This window comes from Streptomyces sp. NPDC012474, from assembly GCF_042955185.1.
GTDB lineage: Bacteria > Actinomycetota > Actinomycetes > Streptomycetales > Streptomycetaceae > Streptomyces > Streptomyces cahuitamycinicus.
The window spans coordinates 305,268-322,153 of record NZ_JBIBEP010000005.1 but is presented as its reverse complement, the minus strand read 5'-3'; the positions used below and the strand labels follow the sequence as shown (position 1 = coordinate 322,153).

Below are 16,886 nucleotides of genomic sequence, written 5' to 3'. Positions count from 1 at the left end.
TCATCCACCGGGGCGTGCCGGTTGTACGGCTTCCAGGAGTCCGGCGAGTTCCACGAGGTCCGTGCCGGTGAGGCGGGGCAGGACGCAGCCGGAGAGGGTGCGGCAGGTATCCCGCCAGGAGGCCGGGATCGACGCGCCGCCGCCGAGGGTGCCGGTGAGGGCGCCCGCCAGGGCCGGGGCGGAGTCGGCGACGCGGGACAGGCAGGCCGCCGCGGGGACCGCCTCCGCGATGCGGCCGCGGGCCGCGGTGGCCAGGGCGAGGGCGACCGGGACCGTCTCGGCGGCGGCGATGCCGTAGCTGTAGACGTGGTCGACGATCTGGTGCTCCAGGGGCGGGACCAGGGCGAAGGCGCTGTCCGCGTCGGCGGCGAGCCGCAGGGCGTGCCGCGCGTTGCGGCCGATCTCCGTCTCCTGGGGCAGTTCGGCGAGCGCGGCGGTGACACAGGCGTCGACGTGGGCGCCGGCCAGGGCGAGGGCGATGGCCGCCGCCATCGCGCGGGCGCCGTGCACACCGTCGCCGTCCTGGGTGTAGCGGGCGTCGAACTCGGCGAGATCGGCGGCGCGCCGGGGGTCTCCAGGGTGGGCCACGGCCAGGACACAGGCGCGTACGCAGGCGGCGTCGTCGAAGTAGTGCGGGTTGTCGTGGCCGGTGGCGGGCGGGCGCAGGCCGGTGGCGAGGTTGCCGAGGCCGGCGCGGACGGAGATGCGGGCGCGCAGGGGGAGGACGGCGGACTCGATCTCGGGGGCGCGTTGTGCTGCCGCGGCGACCTCACCGGCGAGGGCGTTCCAGGTGAGGTCGATGGCGGCGCGGGTGCGGCGTTCCCGGCTGAGGTCGTTCAGGATGGTGTCGTCGCCCGCGCGCAGGAGGGCCTCCGCGGCGAAGGCCGCCCACTCGGCGTCGTCGGAGGGGCCCAGGCGGAGGGGCTCCGGGGGCTGGTTCAGGGCGATGGGCACGGGGAGGGTCGTCGTCGCGTTGTGTTCGGCGAAGGTGTCCAGTTCGCGGGTGAGGCGGCGGGTCCAGTCGGGCATGCGGGCGGCTCTGTGGCGGGCCGAGGGCCAGCCGGCGGCGTCGCCTGCGGCCAGGCCGAGCAGGAGGCCTTCGGCCCTTCTCGTGGCCTCGGCTTCACCTTCGGCCCGTCTGTCTCCCACCCGCGCACCGTCTGTGACTGTCACCCGAGGGGTCCTGGTCTCCCGTGGGGCGATCTCGCCGCCGGCGGCTTCCGCTTCGTACGTCGTCACGAGATGACCTCCGCCGGCGTCAGCAGGTCCGCCACGTCCAGGACGTGGTAGCCCGCCATCGCCGGGAGGCATCTGCCGAGGACCGGGCCGATGGGGGTCGTCCAGGCCCGCGGGATGGCCGACACTCCCCGGGTCGCACCCGCCAGGGCCCCCGCCACCGCCGCCGTCGTGTCCGCGTCGCGGCCCATGTTCACCGCGGTCAGGACGGACTGCTCGAAGTCACCGTCGGCCGCCGCGTACGCGCCGAAGGCGAGGGCGACCGCCTCGGGGGCCAGATCGGTCCAGGGGTAGCCGCCGATGACGACCGCGGAGCGCACCGCGCGTTCCCCGCGGTGCGCGACGGCCACCGCGCGGCGCAGACTGCGGGCCGTCCAGGAGTCGTCGGGTACGACCGCGAGGGCCGCGGCCACGACCGCGGTCGACGGTGCGCCCGCCATGGCCGCCGCGACGCCCGCCGCCACCGCCTGCCCGCCGTAGATGCCCTCGCCGTCGTGGCTCACCGAACCGTCGATCGCGACCAGCCGGGCCGCCTCCGCCGGGCGGCCCGCCGCGAACACGCCGAAGGGGGCGGCGCGCATGGCGAGACCGTCGCTCCAGGCGTGCCGGTGCTGGGCGGAGATCGGGGCGGCCAGGCCGCGGCGCAGGTTCTCCAGGGTGCCGCGTTCGCTGAAGCCGGCACCCCGGAAGGGGCCCTCGTCGCGGTCGGCGATCCACTCGTGCCAGGCCGCCTCCACATGGACCGGGGTCAGCGCGGAGCCGTGCCGGGCCAGCAGGAGGCCGGAGAAGATCGCGTACTCGGTGTCGTCCGTGCCCGCCGGCTTCTCGGCGACGTACCCGGTGATCCGGCCCCACCGCGCGCGGATCTCGGAGGGCTTCATGTTCTCCGCCGGTGCCCCGAGGGCGTCACCGACGGCCAGGCCCAGCAGCGCGCCGCGGGCCCGTTCGCGAAGTCCGGCGGCGTCGCCGGGCGCCGGCACGGAAGGGATACAGGCGATCGATGCCATACGGCATGTGTCCCACTCCGGTGACTCCGCCGAGCCTCACGAGCCCCAGCATCACCCGGTCGACATCTGCGCGCGATAATGATCAAGTGAGCGCGAAAGGGTAAAACCGCAGGTTAGCGCAGCCTTTCCTTGCTGGCGGCGACGGAATCCGGGGCGTAGTTTTGGCGTTGTAAAACTCTGGAACAGGTCCAAAGGGTGGGCCGAAGAACGGGGAGTGGGGATCTTCCATGGCCATCATCGAGACCGAGGCGCCGCTGCACGAGGCGCACCGGGACAACCACACGCACCGCGACGTGAACGGCGGCTGGCTGCGCCCCGCGGTGTTCGGTGCGATGGACGGCCTGGTCTCCAACCTCGCCCTGATGACCGGTGTCGCCGGCGGGGCGGCCGGACAGCACACCGTCGTCCTCAGCGGACTGGCGGGCCTGACCGCCGGTGCCTTCTCCATGGCCGCCGGCGAGTACACCTCCGTCGCCTCGCAGCGTGAGCTCGTCGAGGCCGAGCTGGACGTGGAGCGGCGCCAGCTGCGCAAGCACCCCAAGGACGAGGAGGCCGAACTCGCCGCGCTCTACGAGTCGCGAGGCGTCGAGCCGCGACTGGCCCGCGAGGTGGCCCGGCAGCTGTCGGAGGACCCCGAGCAGGCGCTGGAGATCCACGCCCGCGAGGAGCTGGGCATCGACCCCGGCGATCTGCCCTCACCGGCCGTGGCCGCGGTGTCGAGTTTCGGCTCCTTCGCGCTGGGTGCGCTGATTCCCGTCCTGCCCTATCTGCTGGGGGCGAGCAGCATCTGGCCTGCGGTGCTGCTGGCGCTGCTCGGGCTCTTCCTGTGCGGTGCGGTGGTGGCCAGGGTGACGGCGCGCACCTGGTGGTACAGCGGGCTGCGGCAGCTGTTCCTGGGAGGCGCGGCGGCGGGTGTGACGTACGCCCTGGGCACCGTGTTCGGAACGGCCGTAGGATAGCGCGGCTCGGTCTTATGCAAGGGGCCGCATAGGTAGCCGTTACTGACTGGTTTCGAGTGTGCGACCACCGGGCATGAGCCGTAAGCACTGCGGGCAATGACGCTCGCCGCGCGCCCAGTGGGACGGGTGAAGACGCCTGTCCCGCTCCTCGGGCCGATGAAACCGATCCCACCCGATCGCTTCGCGCGGCCCCTCCATAGCTTCCACTGCTGGCGCGGTACCCCCGCCGCGAACCCGCAGTGTCCGCATGTTGGAACGGATTATCCCGGTTCCCGAGAACCGCTCCATCATGTAACCTGCACGAAATTTTGCGATCACGCGAGGGCCAACGTCGTCCCTCGGCGCTTGCTCCCCCAGAGCCTCAAGGGCCTGGGAGGTGCCCCCAGCCACCTGACGACGACGGGAGAGCCGATGCGTACGCCGCGCCAGCCGTCCCAGCATTCCGCGAATGGCCAGAACTGGTCCTTCATGGATGCTCGCCCTGCTGCGCAGGGTATGTACGACCCCCGCAACGAGCACGACGCCTGCGGCGTCGGCTTCGTCGCCACCCTCACAGGCGAGGCGTCCCACACCCTGGTCGAGCAGGCTCTGACCGTCCTGCGCAACCTCGAACACCGCGGCGCCACCGGCTCCGAGCCCGACTCCGGCGACGGCGCCGGCATCCTGTCGCAGGTCCCGGACGCCTTCTTCCGTGACGTGGCCGGATTCGAACTGCCCGACGCGGGTTCCTACGCCGTCGGTATCGCCTTCCTGCCGGAGGACTCCACCGCCGACGCCGTCTCGCAGATCGAGACGATCGCCGCCGACGAGGGCCTCACCGTCCTCGGCTGGCGCGAGGTGCCGGTCGCTCCGCAGCTGCTGGGTGCCACCGCCCGGTCGACCATGCCGGTGTTCCGCCAGATCTTCGTCGCCGACGGCGCCGCGGTGCCCTCGACGGGTATCGCCCTCGACCGCAAGGTCTTCGTGCTGCGCAAGCGCGCCGAGCGCGAGGCCGGCGTGTACTTCCCCTCGCTGTCCGCGCGGACGATCGTGTACAAGGGCATGCTGACCACCGGTCAGCTCGAGCCCTTCTTCCCGGACCTGTCCGACCGCCGTTTCGCCTCCGCGATCGCGCTCGTGCACTCCCGGTTCTCGACGAACACGTTCCCCTCGTGGCCGCTGGCCCACCCGTACCGCTTCGTCGCGCACAACGGTGAGATCAACACCGTCAAGGGCAACCGCAACTGGATGGTCGCCCGCGAGTCGCAGCTCGTCTCGGACCTGTTCGGGTCGGACGAGAAGGCCATCGACCGGATCTTCCCGGTCTGCACGCCGGACGCCTCCGACTCCGCCTCCTTCGACGAGGTCCTCGAACTCCTGCACCTGGGCGGCCGTTCCCTGCCGCACTCCGTGCTGATGATGATCCCGGAGGCGTGGGAGAACCACGACTCCATGGACCCGGCCCGGCGCGCCTTCTACCAGTTCCACTCCACGATGATGGAGCCCTGGGACGGCCCGGCCTGCGTCACCTTCACCGACGGCACCCAGGTCGGCGCGGTCCTCGACCGCAACGGCCTGCGCCCCGGCCGCTACTGGGTCACCGACGACGGCCTCGTCGTCCTCGGCTCCGAGGTCGGCGTCCTCGACATCGACCCGGCCAGGGTCGTCCGCAAGGGCCGCCTCCAGCCCGGCCGCATGTTCCTCGTCGACACCGCCGAGCACCGCATCATCGAGGACGACGAGATCAAGGCCGAGCTCGCCGCCGAGAAGCCGTACGCGGAGTGGATCGAGGCCGGCGAGATCGAGCTCTCCGACCTGCCCGAGCGCGAGCACATCGTCCACACGCACGCCTCGGTCACCCGCCGCCAGCAGACCTTCGGCTACACCGAGGAGGAGCTGCGCGTCATCCTCGCGCCGATGGCCAAGGCCGGCGCCGAGCCCATCGGCTCGATGGGCACCGACTCGCCGATCGCCGCGCTGTCGGACCGCCCCCGTCTGCTCTTCGACTACTTCACCCAGCTGTTCGCGCAGGTCACCAACCCGCCGCTGGACGCCATCCGCGAGGAACTGGTCACCTCCCTGCGCTCCTCGCTCGGCCCGCAGGGCAACCTGCTCGACCCGGGCGCGGCCTCCTGCCGCAGCGTCCTGCTGCCTTTCCCGGTGATCGACAACGACGAGCTGGCCAAGCTCATCCACATCAACGCCGACGGCGACATGCCCGGCTTCAAGGCCGCGACGCTGTCCGGCCTGTACCGGGTGCACGGCGGCGGTGACACCCTGGCCGCGCGCATCGAGGAGATCTGCGCCGAGGCCGACGCCGCCATCGACAACGGCGCCCGGCTGATCGTCCTGTCGGACCGCCACTCGGACGCCGAGCACGCGCCGATCCCGTCGCTGCTGCTCACCGCGGCCGTCCACCACCACCTCATCGGCACCAAGCAGCGCACCCAGGTGGGCCTGCTGGTCGAGGCCGGTGACGTCCGCGAGGTCCACCACGTCGCCCTGCTCATCGGCTACGGCGCCGCCGCCGTCAACCCGTACCTGGCGATGGAGTCCGTCGAGGACCTGGTCCGCGCAGGGACGTTCCTTCCCGGCGTCGAGGCCGAGACGGCCATCCGCAACCTGATCTACGCCCTCGGCAAGGGCGTACTGAAGGTCATGTCCAAGATGGGCATCTCGACCGTCGCCTCCTACCGCGGCGCCCAGGTCTTCGAGGCCGTCGGTCTCGACGAGGCCTTCGTCACGAAGTACTTCAACGGCACGGCCACCAAGATCGGCGGAGTCGGCATCGACGTCGTCGCCAAGGAGGTCGCCGCCCGCCACGCCAAGGCCTACCCGGCCTCCGGCATCGCCCCGGCGCACCGCGCCCTGGACATAGGCGGCGAGTACCAGTGGCGCCGCGAGGGCGAGCCGCACCTGTTCGACCCGGAGACGGTCTTCCGCCTCCAGCACTCCACGCGCTCCGGCAAGTACGACATCTTCAAGAAGTACACCGAGCGCGTGAACGAGCAGTCCGAGCGGCTGATGACGCTGCGCGGCCTGTTCGGCTTCAAGTCGGACCGGCAGCCGATCTCCATCGACGAGGTCGAGCCGGTCTCCGAGATCGTCAAGCGGTTCTCGACCGGCGCCATGTCGTACGGCTCCATCTCCCAGGAGGCGCACGAGACCCTCGCCATCGCCATGAACCAGCTGGGCGGCAAGTCCAACACCGGTGAGGGCGGCGAGGACGCGGAGCGCCTGTACGACCCGGCCCGCCGGTCGTCCATCAAGCAGGTCGCCTCCGGCCGCTTCGGTGTGACCTCCGAGTACCTGGTCAACTCCGACGACATCCAGATCAAGATGGCGCAGGGCGCCAAGCCCGGCGAGGGCGGCCAGCTGCCCGGACACAAGGTCTACCCGTGGGTCGCCAAGACCCGGCACTCCACGCCGGGCGTCGGTCTGATCTCCCCGCCGCCGCACCACGACATCTACTCCATCGAGGACCTGGCCCAGCTGATCCACGACCTGAAGAACGCGAACCCGCAGGCGCGGATTCACGTCAAGCTGGTCTCCGAGGTCGGCGTCGGCACGGTCGCCGCGGGCGTGTCCAAGGCGCACGCGGACGTCGTCCTGATCTCCGGCCACGACGGCGGTACGGGTGCCTCCCCGCTCACCTCCCTGAAGCACGCGGGCGGTCCCTGGGAGCTCGGCCTCGCCGAGACCCAGCAGACGCTGCTGCTCAACGGCCTGCGCGACCGCATCGTCGTCCAGACCGACGGTCAGCTGAAGACCGGCCGTGACGTGGTCATCGCCGCGCTGCTCGGCGCCGAGGAGTTCGGTTTCGCGACCGCGCCGCTCGTCGTCTCCGGCTGCGTCATGATGCGCGTCTGCCACCTCGACACCTGCCCGGTCGGCATCGCCACGCAGAACCCGGTCCTGCGCGAGCGGTACAACGGCAAGGCCGAGTACGTCGTGAACTTCTTCCAGTTCATCGCCGAAGAAGTCCGCGAGATCCTCGCCGAGCTCGGCTTCCGCTCCCTCGAGGAGGCCGTCGGCCACGCCGAGACCCTCGACGTCACGCGGGCCGTCGACCACTGGAAGGCACAGGGCCTCAACCTGGAGCCGCTGTTCCACGTGCCCGCACTGCCCGAGGGCGCGGCGCGCCACCAGGTCATCACGCAGGACCACGGCCTGGAGAAGGCGCTCGACAACGAGCTGATCAAGCTGGCAGCCGACGCGCTCTCCGCGTCCGGCGCCACCGACGCCCAGCCGGTGCGCGCCCAGGTGCAGATCCGCAACATCAACCGCACGGTCGGCACCATGCTCGGCCACGAGGTGACGAAGAAGTTCGGCGGCGCGGGCCTGCCCGACGACACCATCGACATCACCTTCACCGGCTCCGCCGGCCAGTCCTTCGGCGCCTTCGTCCCGCGCGGTGTCACGCTGCGCCTGGAGGGCGACGCCAACGACTACGTCGGCAAGGGCCTGTCCGGCGGCCGGATCGTCGTCCGCCCGGACCGCGCGGCCGACCACCTCGCCGAGTACAGCGTCATCGCCGGCAACACCATCGGCTACGGCGCCACCGGCGGCGAGATGTTCCTGCGCGGCAAGACCGGTGAGCGGTTCTGCGTCCGCAACTCCGGCGCGACGGTCGTCTCCGAGGGCGTGGGCGACCACGGCTGCGAGTACATGACCGGCGGCCACGCCGTGGTGCTCGGCGAGACGGGCCGCAACTTCGCGGCCGGCATGTCCGGCGGTATCGCCTACGTGATCGACCTGGACCCCGACAACGTCAACGCCGGCAACCTGGACGCCGTCGAGTCGCTCGACGACACCGACAAGCAGTGGCTGCACGACGTGGTCCGCCGCCACCAGGAGGAGACGGGCTCGACCGTCGCCGAGAAGCTCCTGGCCGAGTGGGACACCGCAGTCGAGCGGTTCAGCAGGATCATCCCCAGCACGTACAAGGCAGTGCTCGCCGCCAAGGAAGCCGCCGAGCGAGCCGGTCTCTCCGAGACCGAGACCCACGAGAAGATGATGGAGGCGGCGATCAATGGCTGACCCGAAGGGCTTCCTGAACCACGGGCGTGAACTCGCACGGTCCCGCCCCGTCGAGGAGCGCGTCAGGGACTGGAACGAGGTCTACGTTCCCGGCTCCCTGCTGCCGATCATCAGCAAGCAGGCCAGCCGCTGCATGGACTGCGGCATCCCGTTCTGCCACAACGGCTGCCCGCTCGGGAACCTCATCCCCGAGTGGAACGACTACGCCTACCGCGAGGACTGGGCGGCCGCGCAGGAGCGTCTGCACGCCACGAACAACTTCCCGGAGTTCACGGGCCGCCTGTGCCCCGCCCCCTGCGAATCGGCGTGTGTGCTCGGCATCAACCAGCCGCCGGTCACCATCAAGAACGTCGAGGTCTCGATCATCGACAAGGCGTGGGAGACCGGGGACGTCGCCCCGCAGATCCCGGAGCGCCTGTCCGGCAAGACCGTCGCCGTCGTCGGCTCGGGCCCGGCGGGACTCGCCGCCGCCCAGCAGCTGACCCGCGCCGGCCACACCGTCGCCGTCTACGAGCGCGCGGACCGCATCGGAGGCCTCCTCCGCTACGGCATCCCCGAGTTCAAGATGGAGAAGCGGCACATCAACCGCCGTATCGAGCAGATGCGCGCGGAGGGCACCCGCTTCCGCACGGGCATCGAGATCGGCCGGGACCTGAAGGCCACGGACCTGAAGAAGCGCTACGACGCGGTCGTCCTGGCCGTCGGCGCCACCACGGCCCGCGACCTGCCGGTGCCCGGGCGCGAGCTCAAGGGCATCTACCAGGCCATGGAGTACCTGCCGCTGGCCAACAAGGTCCAGGAGGGCGACTACGTCACCACTCCGATCTCGGCCGAGGGCAAGCACGTCGTGGTCATCGGCGGCGGCGACACCGGCGCGGACTGCGTCGGCACCGCCCACCGCCAGGGCGCGGCCTCCGTCACGCAGCTGGAGATCATGCCCCGCCCGGGCGAGGAGCGGAACCCGGTCAACCAGCCCTGGCCGACCTTCCCCATGCTGTACAAGGTCACCTCGGCACACGAGGAGGGCGGCGAGCGCGTCTACTCGGTCTCGACGACCCACTTCGAGGGCGACGAGGACGGCAACGTCCAGTGGCTGCACCTCACCGAGGTGGAGTTCATCGACGGCAAGCTGACCCCGAAGCCGGGCTCCGAGCGCAAGATCCCCGCGCAGCTGGTGACGCTGGCGATGGGCTTCACGGGCACGGACCGCGACAACGGCCTGGTGGACCAGTTCAACCTGGAGCTCGACGAGCGCGGCAACATCGCCCGCGACGCCGACTTCCAGACCAACGTGCCGGGCGTGTTCGTCGCCGGTGACGCCGGCCGCGGCCAGTCGCTCATCGTCTGGGCCATCGCGGAGGGCCGCTCGGCGGCACGCGGGGTGGACCGTGCCCTCACCGGCGCGAGCGAGCTGCACGCGCCGATCCGCCCGACGGACCGATCCCTGATGGTCTGACCGCACCGCACAAGACGTCCCGTACAAAGGCGTACGGAACACTGACAGCGTCTGCCCGACAGTCCCCGACCGGACGCCCGGGCAGGCGCTGTCGCACGTCCTCAGCCGGTCCCTTCGCCGCTCTCGTCGCCGTTCGCGTCCGGCCACACCTGGATGTGGTCCTCCTCCAGCTCCAGCAGCACCCGGTCCGCCATGCCCAGGGCCGCCGTGTAATCGGCCGGCAGCTGGAGGCGGCCCGCCCGGTCGAGCATCGCGTACTCACGCGACACCAGCGACTCCCGGCCCGCCTCGTCCACCTCCGTGCGGCGCAGCACCTCCGTCGAGGTGCGGCCGTCCCGGATCGCGACCGTGCGGCGGACCTCACCGGCGACCGCCTGGTCGTGCGTGACGATGACGATCGTCGTGCCCAGCTCCTCGTTGGCCCGGCGGAACGCCGCGAACACCTGCTGCCCGGTCGCCGAGTCCAGCTCGCCGGTCGGCTCGTCGGCGAGCAGCACCGCGGGCGCGTTGGCGAGGGCGACGGCGATCGCGACCCGCTGCTGCTGACCACCGGACATCGCCTGCGGACGCCGGTCCCGGCAGTCGGCGACGCCGAGCAGGGACAGCAGCTCGTCCGCCCGCCCGGCCCGCTTCCGCCGGGAGGCGCCCGCCAGCTGCAGGGGCAGGGCGACGTTCTGCGCCGCCGTCAGATACGGCAGCAGGTTGCGTGCCGTCTGCTGCCAGACGAAGCCCACCACCTCACGCCGGTACCGCAACCGCGCCTTCGCGTCCATCGTCAGCAGATCGCGGCCCGCGACCCTCGCGGCGCCCGCGGTCGGGACGTCCAGGCCCGCGAGGATGTTCATCAACGTCGACTTGCCGCTGCCGGACGCCCCCACCAGGGCCATCAACTCGCCCTCCCGCACCAGGAGATCCAGTCCCTGGAGCGCCTGCACCTCCACCGCGTCCCCGACGCCGCGCCGGGCGAAGATCCGCACCAGCCGGTCGCAGGCGATCAGGGCGTCGTGCCCGTACGCGGGCCGGTCGCGGCGCCGCGCCACCCGACGCTCGAGCTCCTCCAGCGACTCCGTCGTACCGCTCATCGCATGTCTCCTGCCCTGAGGTGGCTGATCGGTGTCCCGCGCCCCGCCCACCAGGCCTGCGCCACGGCCACCGCCCCCGCCAGCAGCAGCGCGCCCACGGCCGGCAGGGCCAGCGACCACGGGTCGGTCCGCAGCACGGCGTCCGGTGGCGTGACGCCGGACGTGTCCGCCAGGGCGAGCCGGTCCAGGTCGATGCCGGGGGCGAGCAGCACCACCGTCGCCCAGCCGACGGCCATGCCCCCGCCGGCGGCGAGCAGCGTCTGGGGCAGAGCCTCCAGGCCGAGCAGGCGCCGCCCCTGGCGGGTCGTCATACCGAGCGTGCGCAGCCGGGCCAGCAGCGCCGTCCGCTCCGGCGCGGACCGCACCAGATTGAGGACCAGCGCGAGTACGGCATAGCCCGCGCCCGCGGCGACGGCCCAGACGTAGATCCGTCCGGCACCGGCCTGCAACGGCGCGTCGGACAGCGCCGCGCGTGCCTCGCTCCGCAACGACACGGAGAGACCGGAACCGGCGCCCCGCACGGCCGCCCGCAGCGCCTTCGGGTCGAGCCCGGCACCGGCCACCAGCAGCGTCGAAGGACCGGCCGAGCCCTTCAGCCCCGCCGCGTCGACCAGGAGGAACTCGCCCTCGGGGACGGCCGGGGTGCGGGGGCGCACCGCGGTGATCCGCACCATGACGGGTCCGGCGTCGGTGACGATCCGGCGTTCCGCCCGCCCCAGCCGCCCGGCGACCTTCGGGGAGGCGACCGCGTCCAGCACTCCGTCCCGTATCCGCAGCCGGTCGGCCGCGAAGCCACCGAGTCCCACCCGCCCGGCCAACTCCCCGTACGAGTCCGGCTCGACCCCGGCCACGGTCAGAGACCGCGCCTCCTCGGACGCGCCCTCCGAGGCGAACCCGACGCCCACGGCCGTGACCTGCCGTACGCCCGCCACCTCCCGTACCGCCGGCGCCAGTCCCGCCGGGAGCGGGGAGCCGTCGGTGGTGGCGATCAGCGCGTCAGCGCCCGTCTCCAGCAGGGCGGCCCGGTCCCGGGCGTCCGCCACGCCCGCCAGCACGGACCCCCCGAACGCGGCCGTCGTCAGTGCCGTCAGCAGGGCGAGCAGCGGCAGCGTGGCGACCGCCGCCGGTGAGCGGCCCGCGCGGGCCAGCGACAGGAACCCGACCACCCCGCGCAGCCGCCCCGCCGGGCCCGCGGCCCACCGCAGGGGCAGCGGATACAGCCGGACGAGGACCAGCGCCGCCACCAGAGCGACGAGCACCGGGGCGGCGCTCACCAGCAGATCACCGTCCCCGGCCGGGCCCCGGCGGCGCAGCGTCAGCACCGAGCCGGCCGCCAGCACCAGCAGGGTCAGTTCGGCGACCGTGCGACCCCCGCCGGGCCTGGCCCGGGCCAGGTCGTCGCGCCCCTGATGCGCCCGCGGCCTGCGATGCGCCACCGCCGCGCGCACCGGCAGCGCGGCGCAGGCGAGCAGCGCCACGGCACCCGCCCCGAGTACGGCGGGCAGCAGCCGGGCCTCGTCCACGACGAGCACGGCGAGCAGCAGACCGCACGCCGCCGCCGGCACCGCCGGCACCGCGTTCTCCGCCAGCAGCCGCCCGGCGATGCCGCGCAGGGAGCCGCCCCTGGCCCGCAGCAGGGCGAGTTCCCCCTCGCGGCGGGCGGCGGCCAGACCACCGCTCATCACCAGGACGACGAACGCGACCGCGGCGATCCCGAAGGCCGCCACGGCGACCACCGGCGCGACGGCGTCACGCGTCTCGCCGTAGGCGCCCACGACCTGCTCCAAGCCGGTGGACAGCTGCGCCGTCGGACCGGCGACGGCCCGCATCCGCACCAGCGCGGGCCCGTCCTCCATGGACGCGATCCGCTCGACCAGGGCCGAGGTGTCCGCCCCGGTGAGCCGCCCGGTCGCGGGCGCGAACCGCCAGTACCGCTCCGGCTCTCCCTGACCGCCCAGCAGGGCCGGGGCGGCACCCGGCGCGAGCAGGACACCCGCCTCCCAGTAGAACTGCGGCGGACGGCCGCCGTCGCTCGCCATGGCCGGTGTCCGCAGGACCGGTTCCGCGGACCAGTAGCTCCGCTCCGGATGCCGGGGCTGGAGGACGCCGGTGACGCGCACGGTCAGCGGTCCGCCGGTGAAACCGTCCAGCGTGAGCGTGGAGCCTGCCCGCAGCCGCAGCGTCCGGGCCGTCTCGACGGTCACGGCCCCTTCCACCGTCCGGGTGTCCACGCTCACCGAGCCGTCGGCGGTGGGCAGCCGGCCCTCCCGCACGGTGGCGTGGCCGGCCGCTCCCGACTGCGCGAGCAGCGTGAAACGGGGCAGCAGCCCGTCGGGCCGGGGCAGCCACGCGTCCAGCGCCTGCAGGCTCTTGCCGGTCCGCACCCCGTACGCCGACTCCGCCGGGTCCACCCGCAGCGGCTCGGGCAGCAGCGCCCGCGCCCGGCCCTCGACCGCCGCGAGCGCCTCCGGCCGGACCTCACGGGCCCGGGCCTCCTCCGGACGGTCGAGACCGGGCTGCTCCGCCTTCAGCTCCAGCACGGTCGACTCGGGGGCGGCACGCGCGACGGCCTCACGCAGCCCGTCCGTCTCGTACGCCTCCACGGCCCTGGGCAGGACGGCCGCGAGGAACGCCGTGACCAGCACCAGCACACCGAAGACGACCGCGGGCAAGGGCGCGGCCCGCAGCCTCGTCCGCACCCAGGAGGCTCCCTCTGCGTTCGGCGGCATCTCAGTTGTCCCCCTGGTGGCGGAGCGCGACCGCCGGCTCGGCACGGCGCAGCGCCGACGCGACGGTGATCAGCAGCAGCGGGGCGGCCACCCCCGCGAGGAGCAGAGCCACCTGAGGCACCGGGAGTTCGACGAGGACCGGCGGGAGAGGCCGCGCGGCACCGGAGGTCAGCACGATCAACGGGACGACGGCCCGGGTCAGGACCGTGCCGAGGCCGAGCCCGGCGAGCAGACCGGCACCGATGAGCAGGCTCTGCTCCGTCGCGACCAGCCGGGCCAGATCCCGGCGGGGCGCTCCCAGGGCACGCAGCACCGCGAACTCCGCGGACCGCTCCCGCCGCGCACCGGCGGCGCTCACCGCGAAACCCCCGGCGGCCAGGGCCGCGGCCGCCACCGCCACCGCCGTCAGCGCCGAGCGCGGCCCGGCGCCGAGCGGATCCCGCAGCAACTCGGCCGCGGCCTCGTCCCGCACCAGCACCTGCCCGGGTTCGAGGTCGGGGCGCGCCCTGAGCGCCGCGGCGACCTCGGCCTCCTGGCCCGGAGCGGTGCTCACCCACCACTCGGTGGGGGTGAGCGGCGTGCTGGCCCGCTGCGCCAGCACGGCGTCGACGGCCCGCAGATCGAGCAGCAGCGCCCCGCCGGACAGGGTCTGTCCGGCCAGGTCGGTGGCGGTGGTCGGCAGCTCCTGGACCGACCGCACGATCCGCACCCGCAGTTGTTCCCCCGACAGCGGTACGTCGATGGTGTCGCCGGGCCGGGCCCCCGCCGCGCGCAGGAAGTCCCGGCTGGCGACGGCCGAGAGGCTGCGCGGCACCTCGGCCCCGGTGGTGTCGATACGGACGGTGTAGACCGGCTGGGCGCCGTATCCGTCGCCGCGGTCGGCGCCGGTGCCGTACGACACGGCCAGCGGCGCGCTCCCCGACGCGTCGGGCTCGGCAGGCGCCCGGGAGACGACCTCGCCGTTCTGCGTCACGACCCGGCTGCCCCGCCAGCGCGTCCCGGCGGGCACCGGGACGGTCCGCGCTGAGCCGTCGCCGCCGGTGGCGAGCAACCGCTCGACGGTGAACCGGTGTCGTTCCGGGCGGTCGGCGGGAGAGGTGTCGTCGAGCTGCAGTCCGGTCAGCCGCAGCGGCCCGGCCGGGGCCGCCCGGCGGCCCGCCGCCGTCTCGTCCAGGTCCAGCGCGATCCGGTGGGCCCGGCCGTCCACCGGGACGACGCCGCCGCCCAGCCGGTAAGCGATGCCGTACCGGTCCTCCACGACCACCGTGAGCAGCGGTGCACGATCGGAAGGGGAGCTCTTCGCCGGGGCCCGCTCGTCGGTGATCCGCACGTCGAGGGCGATCCGCCGGGTGCCGTCGGGAAGCCGCACGGCCCGGTCCCCGTCCGGCGCGGGCGGCGCCAGGGCCCGCAGCAATCGCGCCGGGGGCTCCTCGGCGAGATCGCCGCGCATGAGCATCGCGTCCCCGGCACGGGAGGTGTCCAGGGCGAGGACCGTCGCCCGGCGGTCCCCGGACAGGCTCAGGGTGGCGCGGTGCGCGGGAGCGGCGTCCACGGCGCCGGGCAGCGCCGCGTAGAGACCCGTCTGCCCGGGGCTGCCCGGCCGGTAGTCGAGCACCCGTACGGATGCGCCCGTCCGGAAGTCGGCCTGGTCCTCCTGCGACCGGTCCCAGGACGCACCGTGCCCGATCGCCAGCATGCCCGTCGCCACGGCGATGACCAGCAGCAGCACCGGACCCGCCCCGCGCAGCGGACGCCGGCTGAACTGCCAGCCCGCCAGCGCCGCGGGCAGCCCGCGTCCGCTCGCGGACCGCCGCTCCGCGAGCCGGGCCGCGAACGGCAGCACACGCAGCGTCAGGACCGTGCCCGCCAGCAGCGCCAGCGCGGGCGCCGCGACCAGCAGCGGATCGACGCCCAGCTCCCCGGCCCGGTCCCGGCTGAGCACACCACCGCCGGTCGCCTCGGTCTGCCGGTCGAGCTGCCAGTACGCCACGCCCGCGATCAGCAGCAGCCCCACATCGGCTCCGGCTCGCACCGGCGCGGCCGACGTCGCGGCCCGCACCCGCCGCAGCCGTGCCGGAGTCCCCGTCCTCGTCGCCGCCAGCGCGGGCGCCACCACGGCCACCGCGCAGGCCGCCGCCACCCCGACCGCGACCAGCCACACCCGGCCCGCCGGGGCGGTGTCGAGCCGCAGCCCGATCCGGTCGAGCGAGGACCACCGTGCGAGCAGCCGGGCCAGCGGGCCGGACAGCAGCGCGGCACAGACGGCGGCGGGGACCGCCAGCAGCAGCGCCTCCAGCGCGGCGAGCCCGGCGATCCGGCCGCGCGATCCGCCCCTGGCCCGCAGCAGTTCGGTCTCACCCGCCCGTTCGCTGCCCAGCAGCCGGGCCACCAGCAGCAGCGCGTACCCGGCGAGCAGCACCAGCTGCACCGACACGATCAGCAGCGTGGACCGGGACACCAGCAGGCCCCGCTCGGTCCGGTCGAGCACCTCGGGCAGCCCCGTGCGCACGTCGGCGTCGCCCCCGAGCGCCGGGTCCTCGCGCAGCGCCCCGGCCGCGCGGACGGCGGCCGAGCGGAGCGCGTCGATGCCGTCGGTCGTCAGGGTGCCGAAGCCGGCCGTCGCCACCCAGCCGGTGGCGTCCTCGGAGGCGCGGCCGGAGGCGAGCACCGATCCGTGCGTCAGCAGCGGCCCGTACGTGGTGAAGGCGACGGTGCGGATGCCCCGGCCGCCGAGGGTGTCGGCCTGCCAGTAGGGATCGGAGCTGTCGGCCGCCCGGTACACGCCGGTCACCCGGACCCGGAGCGGATCGCCGTCCAGCCGGTCCGTCAGCGTGACCCGCGCTCCGGGCCGCAGCTCCAGCCGGTCGGCGGCCGTCTCGGGCAGGGCCACGGGAACGGCGGCCGAGCGGGACGCCGGGGCCGGGCCCGGCAGGGTGCCCGAGAGCAGCCTGATCCGTGACGGGTCGAGGGCGGCGAGGTGCGTGAGGTCGGGCTCCCCGGCGCGGGCCTCGGCACTCTGCAGGGACCGCGGCAGCGCGTACGGCCCGGACCGCTCCAGCCTCCGCACGGTCACCGGCAGCCCGCCGAAGGCATCCTGTGCCCCGCGCACCACCGCCCGCTGCGCCGCGTCCCGCCGCTCCCGGGGCACGTCCGCCTCGACGACGAGGGAGGCGGAGGCCGCGGTCCGGCCGCCCAGGGCGCCGCGCAGCGCCGCGTCCCCGACGGAGCCGGAGTAGGCCGTCAGGGCGGCGAGCACCGAGGTGGTCAGCAGGACGGCGAGCAGGGCGGCCGTGAGCAGCAGCCGGTGCGCGCGCAGGCGCAGCAGCAGTAAGCCCGTCACTCTTCCCCCACCCGATGCGCGAGCCGCAGATCCCCCAACCCGGTATGCATATCACGGA

At 73.8% G+C, this 16,886-nt stretch carries 8 protein-coding genes; 3 read left to right on the top strand and 5 right to left on the bottom strand.

Features of this window, described 5'->3' with window-relative positions:
* Positions 1-1,311, bottom strand: coding sequence for an ADP-ribosylglycohydrolase family protein (locus ACFY9S_RS14375; RefSeq protein WP_391127351.1), 1,311 nt, complete (start codon positions 1,309-1,311; stop codon positions 1-3).
* The gene (locus ACFY9S_RS14370) at positions 1,236-2,243 is read right to left on the bottom strand and encodes an ADP-ribosylglycohydrolase family protein (protein ID WP_391127349.1); all 1,008 of its coding nucleotides are present in this window, start codon (positions 2,241-2,243) and stop codon (positions 1,236-1,238) included. Before ACFY9S_RS14370 ends, ACFY9S_RS14375 begins: the two co-directional genes overlap by 76 nt.
* Before the next feature lie 227 nt (positions 2,244-2,470).
* On the opposite strand from ACFY9S_RS14370, the gene ACFY9S_RS14365 reads away from it, so the two are divergent.
* The 3 genes from ACFY9S_RS14365 to ACFY9S_RS14355 all read left to right on the top strand — a co-directional run bounded on the left by ACFY9S_RS14365 (position 2,471) and on the right by ACFY9S_RS14355 (position 9,677).
* Positions 2,471-3,202, top strand: coding sequence for a VIT1/CCC1 transporter family protein (locus ACFY9S_RS14365; protein ID WP_391127346.1), 732 nt, complete (start codon positions 2,471-2,473; stop codon positions 3,200-3,202).
* Positions 3,203-3,613: 411 nt separating this feature from the next.
* The gene (gene gltB / locus ACFY9S_RS14360; protein ID WP_391127343.1) at positions 3,614-8,221 is read left to right on the top strand and encodes a glutamate synthase large subunit; all 4,608 of its coding nucleotides are present in this window, start codon (positions 3,614-3,616) and stop codon (positions 8,219-8,221) included.
* On the top strand, positions 8,214-9,677 hold the full coding sequence (locus ACFY9S_RS14355; RefSeq protein ID WP_391127340.1) for a glutamate synthase small subunit: 1,464 nt from the start codon (positions 8,214-8,216) through the stop codon (positions 9,675-9,677). The genes gltB and ACFY9S_RS14355 overlap by 8 nt, the downstream gene beginning before the upstream one ends.
* A 101-nt stretch (positions 9,678-9,778) precedes the next feature.
* Here ACFY9S_RS14355 and ACFY9S_RS14350 read toward each other — a convergent pair whose 3' ends face one another.
* Genes ACFY9S_RS14350 through ACFY9S_RS14340 form a run of 3 tightly spaced genes read right to left on the bottom strand, consistent with a single transcriptional unit; the run spans position 9,779 to position 16,828 of the window.
* Positions 9,779-10,759 (bottom strand): ATP-binding cassette domain-containing protein, encoded by a 981-nt coding sequence (locus tag ACFY9S_RS14350; protein ID WP_391127337.1) that lies wholly within the window; start codon positions 10,757-10,759, stop codon positions 9,779-9,781.
* Positions 10,756-13,488 (bottom strand): ABC transporter permease, encoded by a 2,733-nt coding sequence (locus tag ACFY9S_RS14345; RefSeq protein ID WP_391127334.1) that lies wholly within the window; start codon positions 13,486-13,488, stop codon positions 10,756-10,758. The genes ACFY9S_RS14350 and ACFY9S_RS14345 overlap by 4 nt, the downstream gene beginning before the upstream one ends.
* Before the next feature lies 1 nt (position 13,489).
* Positions 13,490-16,828 carry an FtsX-like permease family protein gene (locus tag ACFY9S_RS14340; protein ID WP_391127331.1) on the bottom strand — a complete coding sequence of 1,113 codons (3,339 nt, stop codon included), beginning with the start codon at positions 16,826-16,828 and terminating at the stop codon, positions 13,490-13,492.
* Positions 16,829-16,886: the final 58 nt, after the last annotated feature.

Bases quoted from the DNA above. Each gene is read 5' to 3' on its own strand.
- ACFY9S_RS14375 (WP_391127351.1), bottom strand. From the start codon at position 1,311: ATGCCTCCCGGCGATGGCGGGCTACCACGTCCTGGACGTGGCGGACCT.
- ACFY9S_RS14370 (WP_391127349.1), bottom strand. From the start codon at position 2,243: ATGGCATCGATCGCCTGTATCCCTTCCGTGCCGGCGCCCGGCGACGCC.
- ACFY9S_RS14365 (WP_391127346.1), top strand. From the start codon at position 2,471: ATGGCCATCATCGAGACCGAGGCGCCGCTGCACGAGGCGCACCGGGAC.
- gltB (WP_391127343.1), top strand. From the start codon at position 3,614: ATGCGTACGCCGCGCCAGCCGTCCCAGCATTCCGCGAATGGCCAGAAC.
- ACFY9S_RS14355 (WP_391127340.1), top strand. From the start codon at position 8,214: ATGGCTGACCCGAAGGGCTTCCTGAACCACGGGCGTGAACTCGCACGG.
- ACFY9S_RS14350 (WP_391127337.1), bottom strand. From the start codon at position 10,759: ATGAGCGGTACGACGGAGTCGCTGGAGGAGCTCGAGCGTCGGGTGGCG.
- ACFY9S_RS14345 (WP_391127334.1), bottom strand. From the start codon at position 13,488: ATGCCGCCGAACGCAGAGGGAGCCTCCTGGGTGCGGACGAGGCTGCGG.